This window comes from Bradyrhizobium sp. CCBAU 51765 (genome assembly GCF_015291725.1).
Classification (GTDB): Bacteria; Pseudomonadota; Alphaproteobacteria; order Rhizobiales; family Xanthobacteraceae; genus Bradyrhizobium; species Bradyrhizobium liaoningense.
Genome location: NZ_CP030038.1, coordinates 6,110,638 through 6,128,073, shown reverse-complemented (window position 1 = coordinate 6,128,073; position 17,436 = coordinate 6,110,638). Strand labels below are relative to the sequence as shown.

At 66.0% G+C, this 17,436-nt stretch carries 14 protein-coding genes; 6 read left to right on the top strand and 8 right to left on the bottom strand.

The genetic code is table 11. From position 1 onward, the window contains the following. Positions 1 to 100: 100 nt before the first annotated feature. The 3 genes from XH96_RS28920 to XH96_RS28910 all read left to right on the top strand — a co-directional run bounded on the left by XH96_RS28920 (position 101) and on the right by XH96_RS28910 (position 3,445). Positions 101 to 550 carry a hypothetical protein gene (locus tag XH96_RS28920; RefSeq protein WP_194388972.1) on the top strand — a complete coding sequence of 150 codons (450 nt, stop codon included), beginning with the start codon at positions 101 to 103 and terminating at the stop codon, positions 548 to 550. Positions 551 to 641: 91 nt separating this feature from the next. Then, on the top strand, positions 642 to 1,661 hold the full coding sequence (locus XH96_RS28915; protein WP_194388970.1) for a S1C family serine protease: 1,020 nt from the start codon (positions 642 to 644) through the stop codon (positions 1,659 to 1,661). A 59-nt stretch (positions 1,662 to 1,720) separates the two neighbouring features. Further along, on the top strand, positions 1,721 to 3,445 hold the full coding sequence (locus XH96_RS28910; RefSeq protein ID WP_194388968.1) for an FAD-dependent oxidoreductase: 1,725 nt from the start codon (positions 1,721 to 1,723) through the stop codon (positions 3,443 to 3,445). Positions 3,446 to 3,586: 141 nt separating this feature from the next. Here XH96_RS28910 and XH96_RS28905 read toward each other — a convergent pair whose 3' ends face one another. After that, positions 3,587 to 7,063: an indolepyruvate ferredoxin oxidoreductase family protein gene (locus XH96_RS28905; protein WP_194388966.1), complete on the bottom strand. Its 3,477-nt coding sequence runs from the start codon at positions 7,061 to 7,063 to the stop codon at positions 3,587 to 3,589. Positions 7,064 to 7,228: 165 nt separating this feature from the next. Here XH96_RS28905 and XH96_RS28900 point away from each other — a divergent pair, with 165 nt between their 5' ends. From XH96_RS28900 to XH96_RS28890, 3 genes are all read left to right on the top strand, one after another. After that, positions 7,229 to 8,182, top strand: coding sequence for a hypothetical protein (locus tag XH96_RS28900; protein ID WP_194388964.1), 954 nt, complete (start codon positions 7,229 to 7,231; stop codon positions 8,180 to 8,182). A gap of 363 nt (positions 8,183 to 8,545) precedes the next feature. Beyond that, positions 8,546 to 9,244, top strand: a complete 699-nt coding sequence (locus tag XH96_RS28895) for a cysteine hydrolase family protein (protein ID WP_194388962.1) — start codon at positions 8,546 to 8,548, stop codon at positions 9,242 to 9,244. A 10-nt stretch (positions 9,245 to 9,254) separates the two neighbouring features. Next, positions 9,255 to 10,922 carry a regulator gene (locus tag XH96_RS28890; protein WP_194388960.1) on the top strand — a complete coding sequence of 556 codons (1,668 nt, stop codon included), beginning with the start codon at positions 9,255 to 9,257 and terminating at the stop codon, positions 10,920 to 10,922. Between the two features lie 53 nt (positions 10,923 to 10,975). Here the strand turns inward: XH96_RS28890 and soxA are convergent, their stop codons facing one another. The 7 genes from soxA to XH96_RS28855 all read right to left on the bottom strand — a co-directional run bounded on the left by soxA (position 10,976) and on the right by XH96_RS28855 (position 17,201). Then, positions 10,976 to 11,755 carry a sulfur oxidation c-type cytochrome SoxA gene (soxA, locus tag XH96_RS28885; protein WP_194394302.1) on the bottom strand — a complete coding sequence of 260 codons (780 nt, stop codon included), beginning with the start codon at positions 11,753 to 11,755 and terminating at the stop codon, positions 10,976 to 10,978. Further along, positions 11,752 to 12,069 carry a thiosulfate oxidation carrier complex protein SoxZ gene (gene soxZ, locus XH96_RS28880; RefSeq protein WP_194388958.1) on the bottom strand — a complete coding sequence of 106 codons (318 nt, stop codon included), beginning with the start codon at positions 12,067 to 12,069 and terminating at the stop codon, positions 11,752 to 11,754. The genes soxA and soxZ overlap by 4 nt, the downstream gene beginning before the upstream one ends. After that, the gene (locus tag XH96_RS28875) at positions 12,069 to 12,536 is read right to left on the bottom strand and encodes a SoxY-related AACIE arm protein (protein WP_194388957.1); all 468 of its coding nucleotides are present in this window, start codon (positions 12,534 to 12,536) and stop codon (positions 12,069 to 12,071) included. The genes soxZ and XH96_RS28875 overlap by 1 nt, the downstream gene beginning before the upstream one ends. Positions 12,537 to 12,540: 4 nt before the next feature. Then, entirely contained in the window at positions 12,541 to 12,963 is a 423-nt protein-coding gene (gene soxX, locus XH96_RS28870) for a sulfur oxidation c-type cytochrome SoxX (protein WP_246789777.1), read from the bottom strand. Positions 12,964 to 13,176: 213 nt separating this feature from the next. After that, positions 13,177 to 14,448, bottom strand: a complete 1,272-nt coding sequence (locus XH96_RS28865) for an NAD(P)/FAD-dependent oxidoreductase (RefSeq protein ID WP_194388955.1) — start codon at positions 14,446 to 14,448, stop codon at positions 13,177 to 13,179. 105 nt (positions 14,449 to 14,553) lie between these two features. Then, positions 14,554 to 16,740 (bottom strand): xanthine dehydrogenase family protein molybdopterin-binding subunit, encoded by a 2,187-nt coding sequence (locus tag XH96_RS28860; protein ID WP_194388953.1) that lies wholly within the window; start codon positions 16,738 to 16,740, stop codon positions 14,554 to 14,556. Positions 16,741 to 16,751: 11 nt separating this feature from the next. After that, positions 16,752 to 17,201: a (2Fe-2S)-binding protein gene (locus XH96_RS28855; protein ID WP_194388951.1), complete on the bottom strand. Its 450-nt coding sequence runs from the start codon at positions 17,199 to 17,201 to the stop codon at positions 16,752 to 16,754. Between the last annotated feature and the right edge of the window lie 235 nt (positions 17,202 to 17,436).

Below are 17,436 nucleotides of genomic sequence, written 5' to 3'. Positions count from 1 at the left end.
GGAGTCCCTCCGCGGAGACACCCTCTCCCCAACCCTCCCCCGCAAGCGGGGGAGGGAACGCACCGGCAACTTGGCCGCAACGTTTCGATGCGAGGACGCCATGTTTGATCAACTCACCCTCACGCCGCGGCAGCGCCAGGACCTCCGCACCATCGCCGCGATGATCATTCCTCCGAGCGAGGAATATCGCGTTCCAGGCGCCGATGACGACATCATCCAGGCCGACATTCTCGCAACGCTCGGCCGCGACACCAAACAGGTCGTGACGGCGCTGGATCACCTGTCGCGGCTCGCCGGCATGCCGCTGGCCGATCTCGAGCCCGCCGCGCGCGACGGCGTTGCCCAGCAGTTCCGCATCTCCGGCGGCGTCGCCGCCGCAACGCTCGTCCGCGTGGTCCTGCAATGCTACTACCGCGACGACCGCGTGCTCGGTTCGCTGGGGCTCGAGCTCCGCGCGCCATTCCCCAAGGGCCATGTGCTTCCCGATGGCGACTGGTCGCTGCTCGACCCGGTCAAGGCCAGAGGCGGCTCGCTGAGGCGGACGTCCTAGCCATCCGGGCAGTCCAGCCCTGCGCTCCAGGCGGGCACCTTGCGCGGCAGGAAACAGGCCACCATCTGTGTAAGCCTCAAGGACTCTTGCCATGTTGGACTTCACCTCAGACATCGTCGATGACGCGCCGTCATCGCGAACGACGACATCTGCCCCTCTCGACGACGGGGCCTTGCTGGACGCCTATTCCAATGCCGTGATCGACGTGACCGACCGTGTCGGTCCCGCGGTCGTGCGCGTCGAGACCGGGCCGAAGGTGCCGAATGGCCGCGAGCGCGGCGGGCTCGGCTCGGGCATCGTGATCTCGCCGGATGGACTCGTCCTCACCAACAGCCATGTGGTCGGCAGTTCGAAGGAAATTCGGCTGCGCGATGTTGAGGGCCATGTCGGTGACGCGCAGGTGCTCGGCGTCGACCCCGACACCGATCTTGCGCTGCTGCGCGCCAACGGCGCGCGCCACTTGCCCTATGCCGCGCTCGGCAACTCCAAGAGCCTGCGGCGCGGCCAGCTGGTGATCGCGATCGGCAATCCGCTCGGCTTCGAATCGACCGTGACGGCCGGCGTCGTTTCGGCACTCGGGCGCTCGATCCGTTCGGTGAGTGGGCGCACCATCGAGGACGTGATCCAGACCGATGCCGCGCTCAATCCCGGCAATTCGGGTGGCCCGCTGGTGTCGTCGAATGCCGAGGTGATCGGCATCAACACCGCCATCATCAACGGCGCGCAAGGCATCTGCTTTGCGGTCGCCAGCAACACCGCGCAATTCGTGCTGTCGGAGATCATCCGCCACGGCTATGTCCGCCGCGCCTATATCGGCGTTGCCGGCCAGACCGCGCCGGTCCCGCGGCGGCACGCGGTGCTGGCCGGCGTCGAGAACAAGATGGGCGCGCTCTTGATGCAGATCGAGCCGGATGGACCCGCGGCCAAGGCGGGCCTGCTCCCCGGCGACGTCGTGATCAGGCTCGACGGTGTCGAGATCAACGGCGTCGATGATCTGATCCGCGTGCTCGACCGCGACCGGATCGGCCGGCGGCTCGCCATGGACGTGCTGCGGCTCGGCCGCCTGCGGGCGATCGACATCGATCCGATCGAGCGCAGGCCGGCGCGCTAGCGCCCGGGCGCCTAGGCGGGGTATGACGCTGTCATGCCTCGCTCACGGAAGCTTGCCGCATGATGCCGGCGCATGAGACCTACGACGTCGTCGTCATCGGCGCCGGTGCCGGTGGCATGACGGCCGCGGCCGTCGCTGCCGCCGAAGGCCTGCGCGTGCTGGTGATCGAGAAGACCGCCTTCGTCGGCGGCACCACCGCCTGGTCCGGCGGCATGGTCTGGATCCCCGCCAACCCCAAGATGAAGGAGGCGGGACTTTCCGACAGCGTCACCGATGCAGTCCGGTATCTGTCGAGCACGGTCCCCGAGCCCGCCAATGCCGGCCTGCGCGCCGCCTTCCTCGCGCGGGGACCCGAGGCGATCGCCTATCTCGAAGCAAACACCGAGGTGCGCCTCCAGCCGGTGATGGCCTGTCCGGACCATTATCCGGAACGGCTGGGGGCGACGGCCGGCGGCCGCGTGCTGGAGCCGGTTGTTTTCAACGGCGCCCGGCTGGGAAAAGGTTTCGCGCGATTGCCGCCACCGCTGCCGGAGTGCACGCGGTTCGGCGGGATGATGGTCGGCCGCCTCGACATTCCGCATCTAGGCCGGATCGGAACGTCGCTGCACTCGACCTTGCGCGCGGCGCAGTTGGTTTCCGCATATGCGTGGCAGCGCCTGCGGTGGCCGCGCGGCACGACATTGCATCTCGGCAATGCGCTCGCCGCGCAGCTGTATGCCACGCTGCTGGCGCGGCGGGTTGAGATCCTCTTCAGCGCCGATGTCGAGGGCTTGTCGATGCGGGACGGGCACGTCGCCGGCGTGGTGATCCGCCACGGCGCCCGCGACCGCCTGATCGCGGCGCGCCGCGGCGTGGTGCTCGCGACCGGCGGCTTCTCGCACGATGCGAGTTTGCGCAAACGCTTCTTCCCGGCCGCTGCAGGTTTCATCTCGGCGGCCACTCCGTCGGCTGCGGGCGACGGGCTTCGGCTTGGGACTACGGCCGGTGCAGCGCTCAACACGGACGCGACGAGCGCGGCCTATTGGGTCCCGGCCTCGCTCTTCCGCCGCACTGATGGCAGTCGCGGCGTGTTCCCGCACTTGGTGACTGACCGCGCCAAGCCCGGCGTGATCGCCGTCAATGCGGCCGGCCGGCGCTTCGTCAACGAGGCGCTGTCTCACCACGAGTTCGTGCTGGCCATGTTGCGCGAGGCCAATGGTGAGCCCGACCGGCCGTTCCACCTGATCTGCGACAGCCGGTTCCTGTGGGCCTACGGCCTCGGCCGCATCAAGCCATTCACGCGCAATTACCGGCGCTATGTAGCGAGCGGTGAGTTGATCGAGGCGGCGGACGTCGCGCAGCTCGCAGCCGAGATCGGCATCAAGCCGTCCGTCCTTGCAGCGACGGTCGCGAATTACAATGCCGATGCGAAGGAGGGGCGCGATCCCGGGTTCGGTCGTGGCAGCACCATCTATCAGCGCCATCTCGGCGATGCCGCGCACAGGCCCAACCCTTGCGTCGCGCCGATCGTCCGCGCGCCGTTCTTCGCGCTGCGCGTCCATCCGGCGGATCTTGGCACGGCCATCGGCATGACGGTGGATGCGCAAGCGCGTGTGCTGCGCAAGGACGGCACCCCGATCGCCGGCCTCTACGCCTGCGGCAATGACATGGCTTCGATCATGAACGGCAACGATCCGGCTCCGGGCATCACGCTCGGGCCGGCGCTGACGTTCGGGTACATCGCGGGGCGGCATCTGGCTGAGGGCAGCGCGGCGGCGTCGAGTGCAGCGAAGGCGACTGTCTGACTGTGGTCTCCTCCGTCTCCGCAATTTCCGTCATTGCGAGCGAAGCGAAGCAATCCAGGCTGTTTCTTTGGCGGGATTCTGGATTGCTTGGTCGCAAGGGCTCCTCGCAATGACGACGAGAGGCCTTCGCTCTCCTAACGGTTACTCCGCAGCGGCCGCAAAGCGGCTGTTCTCGATCTCCGCTTCCAGCCGGGCCTTCTCCGCCGCCGCCAGCCTGATATTGGCTTCCTTGACATGGCCGAAGCCGCGGACCGTCTCGGGCACGCGTGCAAGCCGCGCCAGCAGCGGGATCTGTGCCGCCTGCAGCCCGACGATCCGCTGATCGATCATCGCCAGATAATCCGCGATCAGCTTCCGCTCGATCCGGCGCTCCTCGGTGCGGCCGAACGGATCGAGCAGGCCGCCGCGCAGGAACTTGAGCTTGGCGAGAATGCGGAAGGCTTGGATCATCCAGCCGCCGAACTCCTGCTTCTGCAGATGTCCGGTCACCTTGTCGCGCTTTGCGAAGATCGGCGGTGCCAGGTGGTACTTCAGCGTGAAGTCCCCGTCGAACTTCTCCGAGACCTTCCGGGCAAAGCTGCCGTCGGTATAGAGCCGGGCAACCTCGTACTCGTCCTTGTAGGACATCAGCTTGAACAGGCTCTTCGCGACGGCCTCGGTCAGCTCCGTCGATGCGGGCGAAACGGTGCTCTCCGCCTTGCGCACCTTGGCGACCGCCGCGAGATAGCGGTCGGCGTAGGCCTTGTCCTGATAGCGGGTCAGGAATTCGGCGCGGGTCGCGATGATATCGTCGAGCGATTTCGCCGGCGCGGATGCGCGGCTCTTGAACTGGAGCACGCTGCGCACCCGCGACATGTCTTGCGCGGCGAGGCGGCCCCAGGTGAAGGCGAGCTTGTTCATCTCGATCGCGGCGCCGTTGATCTCGATGGCGCGCAGCAGGGCCTCCAGCGACAGCGGGATCGCGCCCTTCTGGAACGCGAAGCCGAGCATGAAGGGGTTGGTGGCGATGCTGTCGCCCATCAGCGCGGCGGCCATGCCCGTGGCGTCGATGATGTCGAGGTTCTTGTCGCCGATCGCGTCGCGCAGCACGGTCTGCATCGTGCCCATCTCGAAATCGAGATCGGGGTTCTGCACGAAGCTGGCAGTCGGCTGCAAATCGGCGTTGATGTAGGCCTTCGTCACGCCGCGCTCGGCGCGGCTGAGCGCGGTCGGGCCGGCCGAGACGATCATGTCGCAGCCGAGGATGACGTCGGCACCGCCGGTGGTGATGCGGACCGCGGAGATGTCCTCCGGCTTCGGCGCGATGCGCACATGGCTCATCACCGCGCCGTTCTTCTGCGACAGGCCGGTGAAATCCAGCGCCGAGCAGCCGCGGCCGTCGACATGGGCGGCCATGCCGAGCAGGGCGCCGATGGTGATGACGCCCGTGCCGCCGATGCCGGTCACGAGGATGTTGTAGGGACCGTCGAGTTCACGCGCCGGCGGCAGCGGCAGATCGGCGAACAACTGCCCGGAATCGACCGCCGAGGTCTTCATCCGCTTGAGCGTGCCACCGTGCACCGTGACAAAGCTCGGGCAGAAACCCTCGACGCAGGAAAAGTCCTTGTTGCAGTTCGACTGGTCGATCTGGCGCTTGCGGCCGAACTCGGTCTCCAGCGGCTGCACCGAGACGCAATTGGAAGCCTGCGAGCAGTCGCCGCAGCCTTCACAGACGAGCTCGTTGATGAAGGCGCGCTTGGCGGGATCGGGATAGAGCCCGCGCTTGCGGCGGCGTCGCTTTTCGGCGGCGCAGGTCTGGTCGTAGACGATGACGGTGAGGCCCTTGATGTCGCGCAGCTCGCGCTGCACGGCGTCGAGCTCGCGGCGGTGATGGATGGTCGCGCCCTGCGGGAAATAGTTGCCTTGCGGGTATTTTCCTGGATCGTCCGAGACGATCGCGAGCCGCTTGACGCCTTCGGCCCAGACCTGATGCGCGATCTGCGCGACGTTGAAGGCGCCTTCGGCCGGCTGGCCGCCGGTCATCGCGACGGCGTCGTTGTAGAGGATCTTGTAGGTGATGTTGATGCCGGCGGCGGACGCGGCGCGGAGCGCCAGAAGACCGGAATGGGTATAGGTTCCGTCGCCGAGATTCTGGAAGATGTGCTGCTCGGTGGTGAAGGGCGACTGGCCGATCCAGTTCACGCCCTCGGCGCCCATATGCGAGATCAGGTCTGTCCGGCGGGTCGGCATGCTCAGGGCCATGCCGTGGCAGCCGATGCCGGCCATGGCACGGCTGCCCTCCGGCACGCGCGTCGAGGTGTTGTGCGGGCAGCCCGAGCAGAAGAACGGCGTGCGCGCGAGCTTGATCTGCGTGCCGGTGGTGACGGGATTGTCGAACGCCTCGAGCCGGGCGAGGCGCTGCTCCAGCACCGGGCTGTGATGGCCAAGCTTGCGCAAACGCGCCACCAGTGCGGCCGCGACGATGGTCGGTGTCAGTTCGCCCTCGCTCGGCAGCAGCGGCGCGCCGCGCTCGTCGCGCTTGCCCGTGACGGTCGGGCGCCTGGACGCATCGATATTGTAGAGGATGCGCATCAGCTGGTCTTCGATGAAGCCGCGCTTCTCCTCGACCACCAGGACGTCCTGAAGGCCTTCAGCGAAACGCCTGGCGCCGCTTTCCTCCAGCGGCCAGGTCAGCGCGACCTTGTAGATGCGCAAGCCGAGGTCCTGCGCGTCCTTGTCGGTGATGCCAAGGTCGGCGAGCGCCTGGCGCAGGTCGAGATAGGCCTTGCCGGTCGCGACGATGCCGAGCCGCGCCGGCTTGGAATCGAGCACGATGCGGTCGAGCTGGTTGGCGCGGGCGAAGGCCTGCACGGCGGCCATCTTCGCGCCAAACAGGCGCTTCTCGGCTTCGAGCGGCGGATCGGGCCAACGGATGTTGAGGCCGCCGGGCGGCATCTCGAAATCGTCGGGCAGCTTGATCTGGATGCGTTCGGGATCGCTGTAGATCGACGCCGAGCTCTCCACGGTCTCGCTGATCGCCTTGAAGCCGACCCAGCAGCCGGAGAAGCGCGACAGCGCGAAGCCGTAGAGGCCGAGATCGAGATAGTCCTGCAGCGTCGCGGGATTGATCACGGGGATCAGCGCCGCCGCGAACACCTGCTCGCTCTGATGCGCCAGCGTCGAGGACTGGCAGCCGTGGTCGTCGCCGGCAAGCGCGAGCACGCCGCCGTTCAGCGAGGTGCCGGCTGCATTGGCATGCTTGAGCGCATCCACCGAGCGGTCGACGCCGGGGCCCTTGCCGTACCAGATGCCGAACACGCCATCGACCTTGGCGCCGGGAAACAGGCCGACTTGCTGGCTGCCCCACACGGCGGTTGCAGCTAGGTCCTCGTTCAGGCCGGGCACGAAGGCGATGTCGTGCTGCTGGAGGTGCGACTTCGCCCGCCACAACGCGTGGTCGTACATGCCGAGCGGGGAACCGCGATAGCCCGAGATGAAGCCGCCGGTGTTGAGCCCCTGGAGCCGGTCGCGTTCGCGCTGCAACATCGGCAGTCGAACCAGAGCCTGGGTGCCGGACAGAAAGATCCGCTTCGATTCGAGCCGGTATTTATCGTCCAGCTCGACCTGCATCAGCGTCATTTCGGGAGTCCTTGTCTTTCGTCCGGCGTGGAGTTTTGCGCTGCGGGAGGGGAGTGCGGCGGCGCGACGCGAATTGTGACAGTCAAGAGTATGCGTGGGCGAAGTCAATATCGCTGGCAGCATCCGTGGCGCTCCTGCTAGTCATGGCTGCCTGCGGAGAACATCATGGCTGCAAAAGCATTCGACACTGAGATCGCCGAGACCGCCGAGACGCTGATGGGGCCGTGGCGCCAGCCGCGCCAGATGCTGCAAGCGCAAACCTACGACGCGCACGCCTCGATCCACGACGACGCAACCGCCCAGAAGCTCGGCTTCAAGGGCGGCACCATCGAAGGGCCGACCCATTTCAGCCAGTTCGCGCCGCTGGGCGAACGGCTCTGGGGTCGTGCCTGGTTCGAGACAGGCTCCCTGTCCGCGCATTATCGCAGCGTCTGCTACGAAGGTGAGGAGGTGCAGGCGATCCTGTCGAAGCCATTGCCCGGCACGAGCCAGTGCCAGATTCAGATGGTCAAGCGCGACGGCACCGAGGTGCTGCGCGGTACGGCCTCGGCCGGCGATGCGCCGGTTGCGACCGCGCTCGAGACCCGCCTCGGCGAGCTCAAGCCGCTCACCGATCCCGTGATCCTGCGCGATGTGAAGGTGGCGCAGACCGGCAAGCGGCAACCGGTGCGCATGGCCCTCGATCAGAGCATGGGCGACCTCTATCCGTTCTCACTCCGGCAGAAGCTCGCCGTCATCACCGAGAGCTCGCCCTACTACTCGGGTGCGGATAATCCCTGGGGCAAGCCCATCATCCCGATGGAGATGCTGAGCGTGCTGTTCCAGTACCGCTCCAAGGACGATCCGCTGCCGGCCAAGGGCCCCGCTGTCGGCTTGTTCGCCGACCAGGAGATCCGCCTCGTGAAGGGGCCGCTCTTCGTCGACGAAGAGTACGAAGTCGAGCGCGAGGTGGTCGCGCTCTCCGGTAGCCGCCGCACCGAAAGCGCCTGGGTGAAGACGCGCGTGTTCGACAGTGCGGGCGCGATGGTGGCGACCATGTTGCTGAACATGGCGACGCTGAAGGATTCCTATGCGCCGTATGAGGACGAGTATCGGCAGCTGTATGGGGCTGGGCGGTAAGGGCAAGGCGTCGCCACACACGCGCGTCGTCATCCCGGGGCGACGCGTAGCGTCGAGCCATGATGCGCGATTGCGCATCAGAGAATCCATTTCACCTCGGGTACTGCGGCCCGATGGATTTCCGGGCTCGCGACTGCCTCGCGCCCCGGAATGACGGCTGGTGAAAGTCTCGCCACCGCTTAAGCATTGAGCAAATGCACGCCGCAAAACCGCCGCACAGCGAATGAGCACACGCGCACTCATCTCGTAACATTTTGACAGAACAGCGAAATTCTCGAAGCTCTCCTTCCAATCGCTATTGTACACAATGGCACGGCGCTTGCAGAACTCCCGGCCGAGAGAGTTCTCGCGGGGGTCTGCGTCATGTTGAACTCAGTCGAGCCGGCAAAGGGCGCCATCAGCGCCGAGCCCGAGCCGATCACGCTCGACTGGCCCGCCACCGCGCTTCTCATCATCGACATGCAGCGCGACTTCATGGAGCCCGGTGGCTTCGGTGAAACGCTCGGCAACGACGTCAGCCAGCTTGCACGCGCGGTGAAGCCGATCGGCGCGGTGCTGGCGGCGGCGCGTGACACCGGCATGCTGGTCATCCACACCCGCGAGGGGCATCTGCCTGATCTCTCCGACGCACCGCCGGCGAAGCTCGAGCGCGGCGCGCCGAGCCTTCGCATCGGCGATCCCGGTCCGATGGGACGCATCCTCATTCGCGGTGAGGCCGGCCACGACATCATTCCCGAGCTCTATCCGCTCGACAGCGAAATCGTGATCGACAAGCCGGGCAAGGGCGCTTTCTACGCCACCGAGCTCGGCGATGTCCTGGAGAAATACGGCATCGAAAATTTGCTCGTGTGCGGCGTCACCACCGAAGTGTGCGTCAACACCACCGTGCGCGAGGCCAATGATCGCGGCTATCGCTGCGTCGTGATCTCCGACGGCTGCGCATCCTACTTCCCCGAGTTTCACGAGATGGGCCTGAAGATGATCAAGGCCCAGGGCGGCATCTTCGGCTGGGTCGCGGATTCAGCCGCAGTTCTGGAGGCAATGAAGGTTTCGACCACATAGGGGTACTATCATGAGCACATTGACGGGGGCGGCCGGCAGTTCTGATCTGAACAAGTCCGAGTTCAAGCCGGCGCTATGGACATCGGGCGACTGGAACGCGTTTTTCGGCTTCGGCACCAACATCCTCGTCAACATGCTGGTGCTTACGGGCCTGTTGCGCTTCGTGCTGAAGATGCCCGACAGCCTCGTGTTCGGCCGCATCCTGCCCGCGCTCGGGCTGATGATGTGCCTGTCCACCTTCTATTACGCCTACCTTGCTTATCGCCTCGCTCAGAAGACCGGCCGCAGCGACGTCTGCGCGCTGCCCTCAGGCGTCAGCGTGCCGCACATGTTCATCGTCACCTTCGTGATCATGCTGCCGATCACGCTCAAGACCGGCGACCCGCTCAAGGGCTGGTCGGCGGGTCTCGTCTGGGTGTTCTTCCAGAGCTTCATTCTCATGATCGGCGGCTTCATCGCGCCGTTCATCCGCAGGATCACGCCGCGCGCAGCGCTGCTCGGCACGCTCGCGGGCGTCTCCGTCACCTTCATCTCGATGCGGCCGGCGCTCGAAATGTACATGACGCCGCAGATTGGTCTGGTCTGCTTCGCCATCATCCTGGTGAGCTGGTTCGGCGGTGTGAAGTATTGGCGCGGCATTCCAGCCGGTCTCGTCGCCATTGCCGTCGGCATGGTCATCGCCTGGGGCTCGAACCTGTTCGGGCTCGGCCTTGGCGGCTTGAGCCTCAAAGGCGTTGGTGCTGCCTTCGCCAATTTCGGCTTCTCGGTGCCGATCCCGGCAATAGGCTATGTCTTCTCCGGCTTCGAATTCCTCGGCATCATCCTGGTCACCGCCATTCCGTTCGGCATCTACGACCTCGTCGAGGCCATGGACAATGTCGAGAGCGCGGAAGCGGCCGGCGACGACTATCCGACCACGCGCGTGCTGACCGCTGACGGCGTCGTCAGCCTGATCGGCTGCCTGATGGGCAATCCCTTCATCAACGCCGTCTATATCGGCCACCCCGGCTGGAAGGCGATGGGCGGCCGGATCGGCTACTCCGCGGCGACCGGCATCATGGTCGTGGTGCTGGCCTGGTTCGGCATCATCTCGGTGCTGCTGGCGCTGGTGCCTGTCGTCGCGATCTCGCCGATCCTGCTCTATATCGGCATGCTGATCGGCGCGCAGGCGTTCCAGACCACGCCGGTCAAGCACGCGCCCGCGATCGTGCTGGCGCTGACGCCGCATCTGGCCGCCTGGGCCAAGCTCCAGATCGACACCATGCTCGGCTCCACCATGAACGCGGCGGCAACCGTCGGCGGCCTGGCGGCCGACAAGGCCGATGCGGTCAAGGCCGCCGCGATTGCCGCGCTGCCTCAGCAGGGCGTGTTCTATCACGGCCTGGAGGTGATGGGTGGCGGCTCCATCCTTGGCGGCCTCATCCTCGGCGCGATCGGCGTCTTCATCATCGAGCGGGATTTCGAGAAGGCGTCCGCCTTTGCGCTGGTCGGGGCGGTGCTGACTTATTTCGGCTTCATGCACGGCGAGGCCGTCGGCATCGGCGGCGGCTTTGGCGTGACGCCTGCGGTCGCGCTGGCCTACGCCGTGATGGCCGCCGGCCTGTTCGCCGCCGCCAAGCTCGGCGCCAGCGAGCCCTACGCCGCGCATCCGGAGATGTCGGCCGCGCCGGCGGAGTAGGCGCGGCTTTCAATTCGGCGGACCGGCCGGGCAATGGCCCGGCCGCTCCCGTTTCAGGGACGCACCGCCGGCGTCTCCATCGGCAGGCCACGCGCCCGCGACATCAGATAGAGCTCGAGCGCGACCAGCTCGGGCGAGCCGTAGTCATAAGCCTGGGCGCGGACGCCGGTCATGCAGCTGCGCAGCCGCCGCTCGAGCGATCCCAGCGTCTGCCATTCCAGGCGGTAGAGCGGATAGCCGGTCGGCTGTCCCTGCGTGATTGGTGCGCCCGCAAGGCGCTTGTCGAAATTGTCGTCATGGCAGTTGGTGCAAGCGAGGTTGAGCTGGCCCTCGCGCTGCATGAAGAGCGCGCGGCCCTGCGCGACAAAGGGCTTGGCTTGCGGATCGTCACCGGCCGTGATCGGGATGCCGCGCGACTGGTGGGCGACGAAAGCGGACAATGCGAGCAGCTCGCGATCCTCGTAGGGCAGCGGCGCCGCCTGCTGATGATCGGCGCGGCAGAGATTGATTCGCTGATCGAGCGTGACGGGACGGCCGATTGCCTTGTCGAAAGCGGGGTAGCGCGCCGCGACGCCCTTCATGCTGCTGCGCGCATCGCCATGACAATCCGCGCAGGCCCTGTTGGCGCTGCCGGTCTTCTTCGCCCAGAGCGCTTCGCCGTCGAGCACGAACAGCATGCCGGGATTGGAGGTGTCGTCGTCCTGCATGGCGCGCGTGTCGGGGCCCATGAAGGTGTAGCCGGAGCGGCGTGCATCGGGCGGGATTTCACCGGCGAGCAGGGCTGGGGCTACTGCGAACAGGGTTGCCACCGCTATCGCGCGCCAGGAGATCATTCGACCGTGATCGATGCCGACGCGGTTGTCGAATAGCCGTTGTCGCCGATCCATTCGAACTCGAATTTGCCGCTGTCCTTCGCGACCGTGAAGAACGACAAATACGGGTTCGCCGCGATCGCCGGAAACAGATCGGCGCGAAAAATCTCCGTGCCGTTGTAGCGACATGCAAAGCTCGTGATGATGTCGCGCGGCACCAGCTTGCCGTCGGCGGTGTGGCGGAAGCCGGTCTCCATGATGTGCGAGGTCAGCGTGCGGATCTCGATGATGTCGCCGCGTCTGGCCTTCGAGGGAACGTTGATGAGGGCGGCCATCAGTTCGTCTCCTCGGTGCAGGCGGCCAACGTCACGACCACGTCGGCGGCAACCTGCCAGAACGTGTCGTCGGAGAGATGCGCGATCGCGACCACCTTCTGGGTATCGGCGAGCCGGATCCGGGTCGAGACCTGGGCTCGGCCGGAGGAGGGGCCGAGATAGAAATTGCCGATGTTCGGCTGCGGGTTCTTTTCGTTGAAGACGTGGATGCTCTTGACGTGGTCATCGGCCGTCATCGGGCTTGCAACGCTCACCGTCATCGGCACCGTGTTGCCGTTCTCGACCAGCGGCGGAATGTCGAGCTTCACCTTGCCGCTGCGAATCTGGGCTTCGCCGACGACGTTGCGGATCGCGGTGTTGAGCATTGCCGGCGTTGCTTCGATGGGCCGCAGCGTGACGATCGGGATCGTGCCGGCGACCGTCACGCCGCTGGCGAGGCTCAGGAATTGTCGTCGTGTGGTTGGCATGAACCTAGTCCCGAAGCGTTGCAAGAAAAGCCACGATGTCCTCGATCTCCGCAGCCGACAAGATCGGCTTGCCGGCGAAGTTGCGTCCGACGCGGACGAGGCCGTCGGCGCGATAGTAGGACGGCATGATGGTGTCCGGATTGAAGCGCGAGGCATCGACCAGTCGAAGCCGCAACTGGCTCGCCGACCACCGGTTCCCGGCGCCGGTGAGATCAGGCGCGAGATCACCCTGGAACCGCGTTTCCGGAAATGGGCCGGAATGGCAGAGAATGCAGGTCGTGGTGCGCGCCAGCACCAGCGCGCGCCCGCGGGCGACATCGCCGGGCGCGCCTGTGAGCGAGGCGGGAATGCCGTCGTTGACGATTGTGTAGGGCAGGAGCTCTTCGGCTCTCGCGCTGGCGGCAAGTGCAAGGCTTAGCGCGATCACCGCAGCGACAATCGAAGGAATGTGAGACGAGAGATCGAGCCGCGGCCTCCTCTTGCCTCTCCCGCTTGCGGGAGAGGTCGGCGCGCAGCGCCGGGTGAGGGTTCTTTCCTCTGGGGGAGTCTTCGCTGTTGAGACACCCTCTCCCCAACCCTCCCCCGCGGGCGGGGGAGGGGGCGCACCTTGTTCGTGGCGATTGCTTCGTCTCGTCATATCCTAGCCAAAACAATCCGCCGTGATGGCCTGAAACCAGCGCTCGGCCTCGTCTGCCTCGCGGGCGCGCAATTCGCGTGGCGCATCGACCGGGCTGGTGGCGCTGCCCTCGACCTCGGCAAAGATGTCGCCCCTCGGCTGGTAGTTGCCGGCGAGCGAGAAGCTGTAGCCGGGCGCGACGGTGCTGTAGCAAACCCCTGTGAGTCGTGGCGCCTCCGGTGTGCGACCCGCGAGCAGGCTGACGATCGCGGCGGCGCCAGCCTTGCCCTGCGTGATTGCAGCGGAGGCTGATTTTGGGATGCCGCCGCCGAGGCAGGCGTCGCCGATGACGTGGACGTTCGGGACAAGTTTCGACTCGAACGTGACAGGATCAATCGGGCACCAGCCGGTCGCATCCGCAACGCCCGCGACCCCGGCAATGCGGCCTGCGCGCTGCGGTGGGATGACGTTGGCGACATCAGGGGTGTAGTTGCCGAATTCGGTGACGATGGTCCTGGCCGCGGCATCGATTGCGGTGACGCGGCCGCCTTGCGAGAGGGCAACGCGTTCGATCATGTCGCCGTAGAGCTCCTTCCATGCCTGTTCGAACAGCCGCTGCAGGGAGAAAGTATCCTTGGCATCGAGGATCAGAACTTTCGAGCGCGGCTTCTTCGTCTTCAGGTAATGCGCGATCAGGCCTGCACGCTCGTAAGGCGCGGGCGGACAACGAGAGGGATTGGCCGGGATGGCAATGGCGACGGTGCCGCCGTCCGGCATCGCTTCGAGTTGCCTGCGCAGCAAAAGCGTTTGCGCGCCGGCCTTCCAGGCGTGCGGCATCGTCTCCGATGCGGCCTCGTCGTAGCCGGGCAGGGCTTCGAGATGGAAGTCGATGCCGGGCGAGAGCACGAGCCGGTCATAGCCAAACGCGGTGCCATCGCCCGTGGTCACACGACGCTTTTGCGCGTCGATGGCCGTTGCAGCCTGGGCGACGACGGTGATGCCGGCGGCGCCGAGCCTGTCATAGCCGAACTGCTGCACCTCGATCTCGCGCAGGCCCGCGATCACCTCGTTGCTGAAGGGGCAGGAGATGTAGGTCTTGTTCGGCTCGATCAGGGTGACCTGCACTCTCGCGTCGGCGCGCTTGAGGGCGCGGGCGCAAGCCGCGCCGCCAAAGCCGCCGCCGACCACGACGACGCGGCCCGCCGATTGCGCGCGCAGGATCGAAGGTGCGGCGAGCGATGTGGCCGCGACGGCGACGCCGAGGACGGCATTCCGCCGTGTCACCGGCGCATTCATGAGGCTTGTCCGGAAAATGTTGCGGCGGCCGATACGGCCGCCGCGAGTCGTTGTTCGAGCATGATCTTTTTCGGAAAACCGCTTCGCACTTTTCCGGATCATGCTTTACGCGAAGGTGATGTTCTGGTCGCGCAGCGGCACATGGCGAATGCGCTTGCCGGTCGCGGCGAAGTACGCATTCAGCACGGCCGGCGCCGCGACGCCGATGGTCGGCTCGCCGACGCCGCCCCAGAACCCGCCGCTCGGCACCATCACCGATTCCACCTTCGGCATCTCGTTGATGCGCATCGAGTTGTAGGTGTCGAAGTTGGTCTGCTCGATCTTGCCGTCCTTGACGGTGCAGCCGCCATAGAACAGCGCCGAGAGACCATAGACGAAAGAGCCCGCGATCTGCCGCTCCACCTGCGCCGGATTGACGATGTAGCCGGGATCGGTGGAGGCGACGATGCGATGCACCTTGATCTTGCTGCCGTCGGTCACCGAAATCTCGGCGGCGCCGGCGACATAGCTGCCGTAGCCCATGACCTGCGCGATGCCGCGATAGACGCCCTGCGGCGCCGGCGTGTCCCAGCCGATCTTCTCGGCCACGGCATTGAGCACCGCGAGGTGCTTGGGGTGATTGCCCATCAGCTTGCGACGGAATTCGAGCGGGTCCTGGCCTGCGGCCTGAGCCAGCTCGTCCATGAAGCATTCCATGTAGATCGCATTGTGATTGACGTTGACGCCGCGCCAGAAGCCCGGCGGAACGTGCGGGTTGCGCATCGCATGCTCGATCAGCAGGTTCGGCACCGAATAGCCGAACGCGGCGTCTCCGGACTGGGCGACGCCCTGGAACGCGACGGGATCCATGCCGTTCTGCAGCGCTTCGGGGCGAAGCGAGAACAGGATCGACTGGCCGGACAGGCGGTAGTGCAGCGCGATCAGATTGTTGTTGGCGTCGAACGCGCCGGTCATCTTGCACTGGGTGATCGGGTGATACCTGCCCTGCGCCATGTCCTCTTCGCGCGACCACAACAGCTTGATCGGCGTGCCCGGCATCTGCCTGGCGATCATGACAGCCTGGCGCACATAGTCGGTCTGACCGCGCCGGCCGAAGCCGCCGCCTGGCATCACCTTGTGCACGTCGCACTTCTCGGCCGGCAGGCCGGAAGCCTCCAGCACGGCCGCGAAGGCCGCCTCGCCATTCTGCGTGCCGCACCAGACCTCGCATTTGTCCGCCGTATAGATCGCGGTGGCGTTCATCGGCTCCATGGTGGCGTGGTTCTGGTAGGGATAGCTGTAGACGGCCTCGACCTTCTTGGCGGCGCTGGCAATCGCCGCCTTCGCATCACCGTTCTTGTTGCCGACATAGGCCGGCTGCGCGTCGTCGAGTCCCTCGGCCAGCCACTTCGCAATCGACGCACTGGAGACCTTGGCGTTGTCGCCCTCGTCCCAGACGATCGGCAACGCGTCCAGGGCGGTCTTGGCGTGCCACCAGGTGTCGGCGACGACGGCGACCGCGGTATCGCCGACCTTGACCACCTTCTTGACGCCCTTCATGCCGGCGATCTTGGCTTCGTCGAAGCTCTTCAGCTTGCCGCCGAACACGGGGCAGTCCTTGATCGCGGCGTTCAGCATGCCCGGCAGCTTGACGTCGACGCCATAGATCATGGCGCCGGTGGTCTTGTCGACGGTGTCGAGCCGCTTCACGCCCTTGCCGATCAGCTTCCAGTCCTTCGGATCCTTCAGCTTGACGTCCGCTGGCGGCGTCAGCTTCGCCGCAGCCTCGGCGACCTTGCCGTAGGTCGTGGTCCGGCCCGAGCGTGTATGGGTGATGACGCTGTTTGCGGCCGTGCATTCGGAGGCCGGCACTTTCCACGCATCGGCGGCGGCCTGGATCAGCATCACGCGCGCGGTGGCGCCACCCTTGCGGACATAGTCCTGCGAAGAACGGATGCCGCGGCTGCCGCCGGTCGAGAAATCGCCCCAGACGCGCTTGCGCGCGACGCTCTGGCCCGGGGTCGGATATTCGGTCGTGACCTTGGTCCAGTCGCATTCGAGTTCCTCGGCGACGAGCTGGGCGAGACCGGTGAGCGAGCCCTGGCCCATCTCGGAGCGGGCGATGCGGATCACCACGGTGTCGTCGGGCCTGACCACGACCCAGGCGCCGATCTCGGGCGAGCCATCGGCGGCGCGCACCACGGCGGGGCCCCCGAAGGGAATGTCGAGGCCGATTGCAAGACCCGCGCCGACAGCAGCGCTGCCGATGACGAAGGCACGACGGTTCATCCTGGGAGAGACGTGCTTGTTCATGGGGCGGCTCCTTACGCGCTTGCGATCGTGTGGATCGCCTCGCGCACCTGCGCGAAGGTGCCGCAGCGGCAGATGTTGGTGATGGCTTCGTCGATGTCGGCGTCGGTCGGCTTCGGCTTCTCGTTCAGCAGCGCCGCCACCGCCATGATCATGCCGCTCTGGCAATAGCCGCATTGCGGCACGTCCTGGGCGATCCAGGCCTCCTGCACCTTGTGCAGCGAATCCCCGGATGCGAGACCCTCGATCGTGGTGATCTTCTTGCCCTCGGCCTCGCTGACCGTAACGCCGCAGGAGCGCATCGCCACGCCATCCATGTGGACCGTGCAGGCGCCGCATTGTGCAATGCCGCAACCATATTTGGTCCCGGTCAGGCCGGCGTTCTCGCGGATCGCCCAAAGCAGTGGCGTATCCGGTTCGACGTCAAGAGTGAAGGTTTTTCCGTTGATTGTTAGGTTTGCCATCGCAAGTCCCCTGATTGGCCCAATCCACCGATTGAACTCAGGCGCGCAATCTGTCCGGCAAACTGGAACTGTTCAAATCAACACTCCGCGGGCGAGCCGGGAGGCATTGCCCGGCTGCGCGAGAGTATGGACCGCGGCGCTGTTTTGCCTCATCCCTTCGTCCATCGATTCGGGTTGACGTCTGCTCCATGGGCGCCAATCCGTGGCTTCAGGCGACGACCGGCCGTCAAGGCCG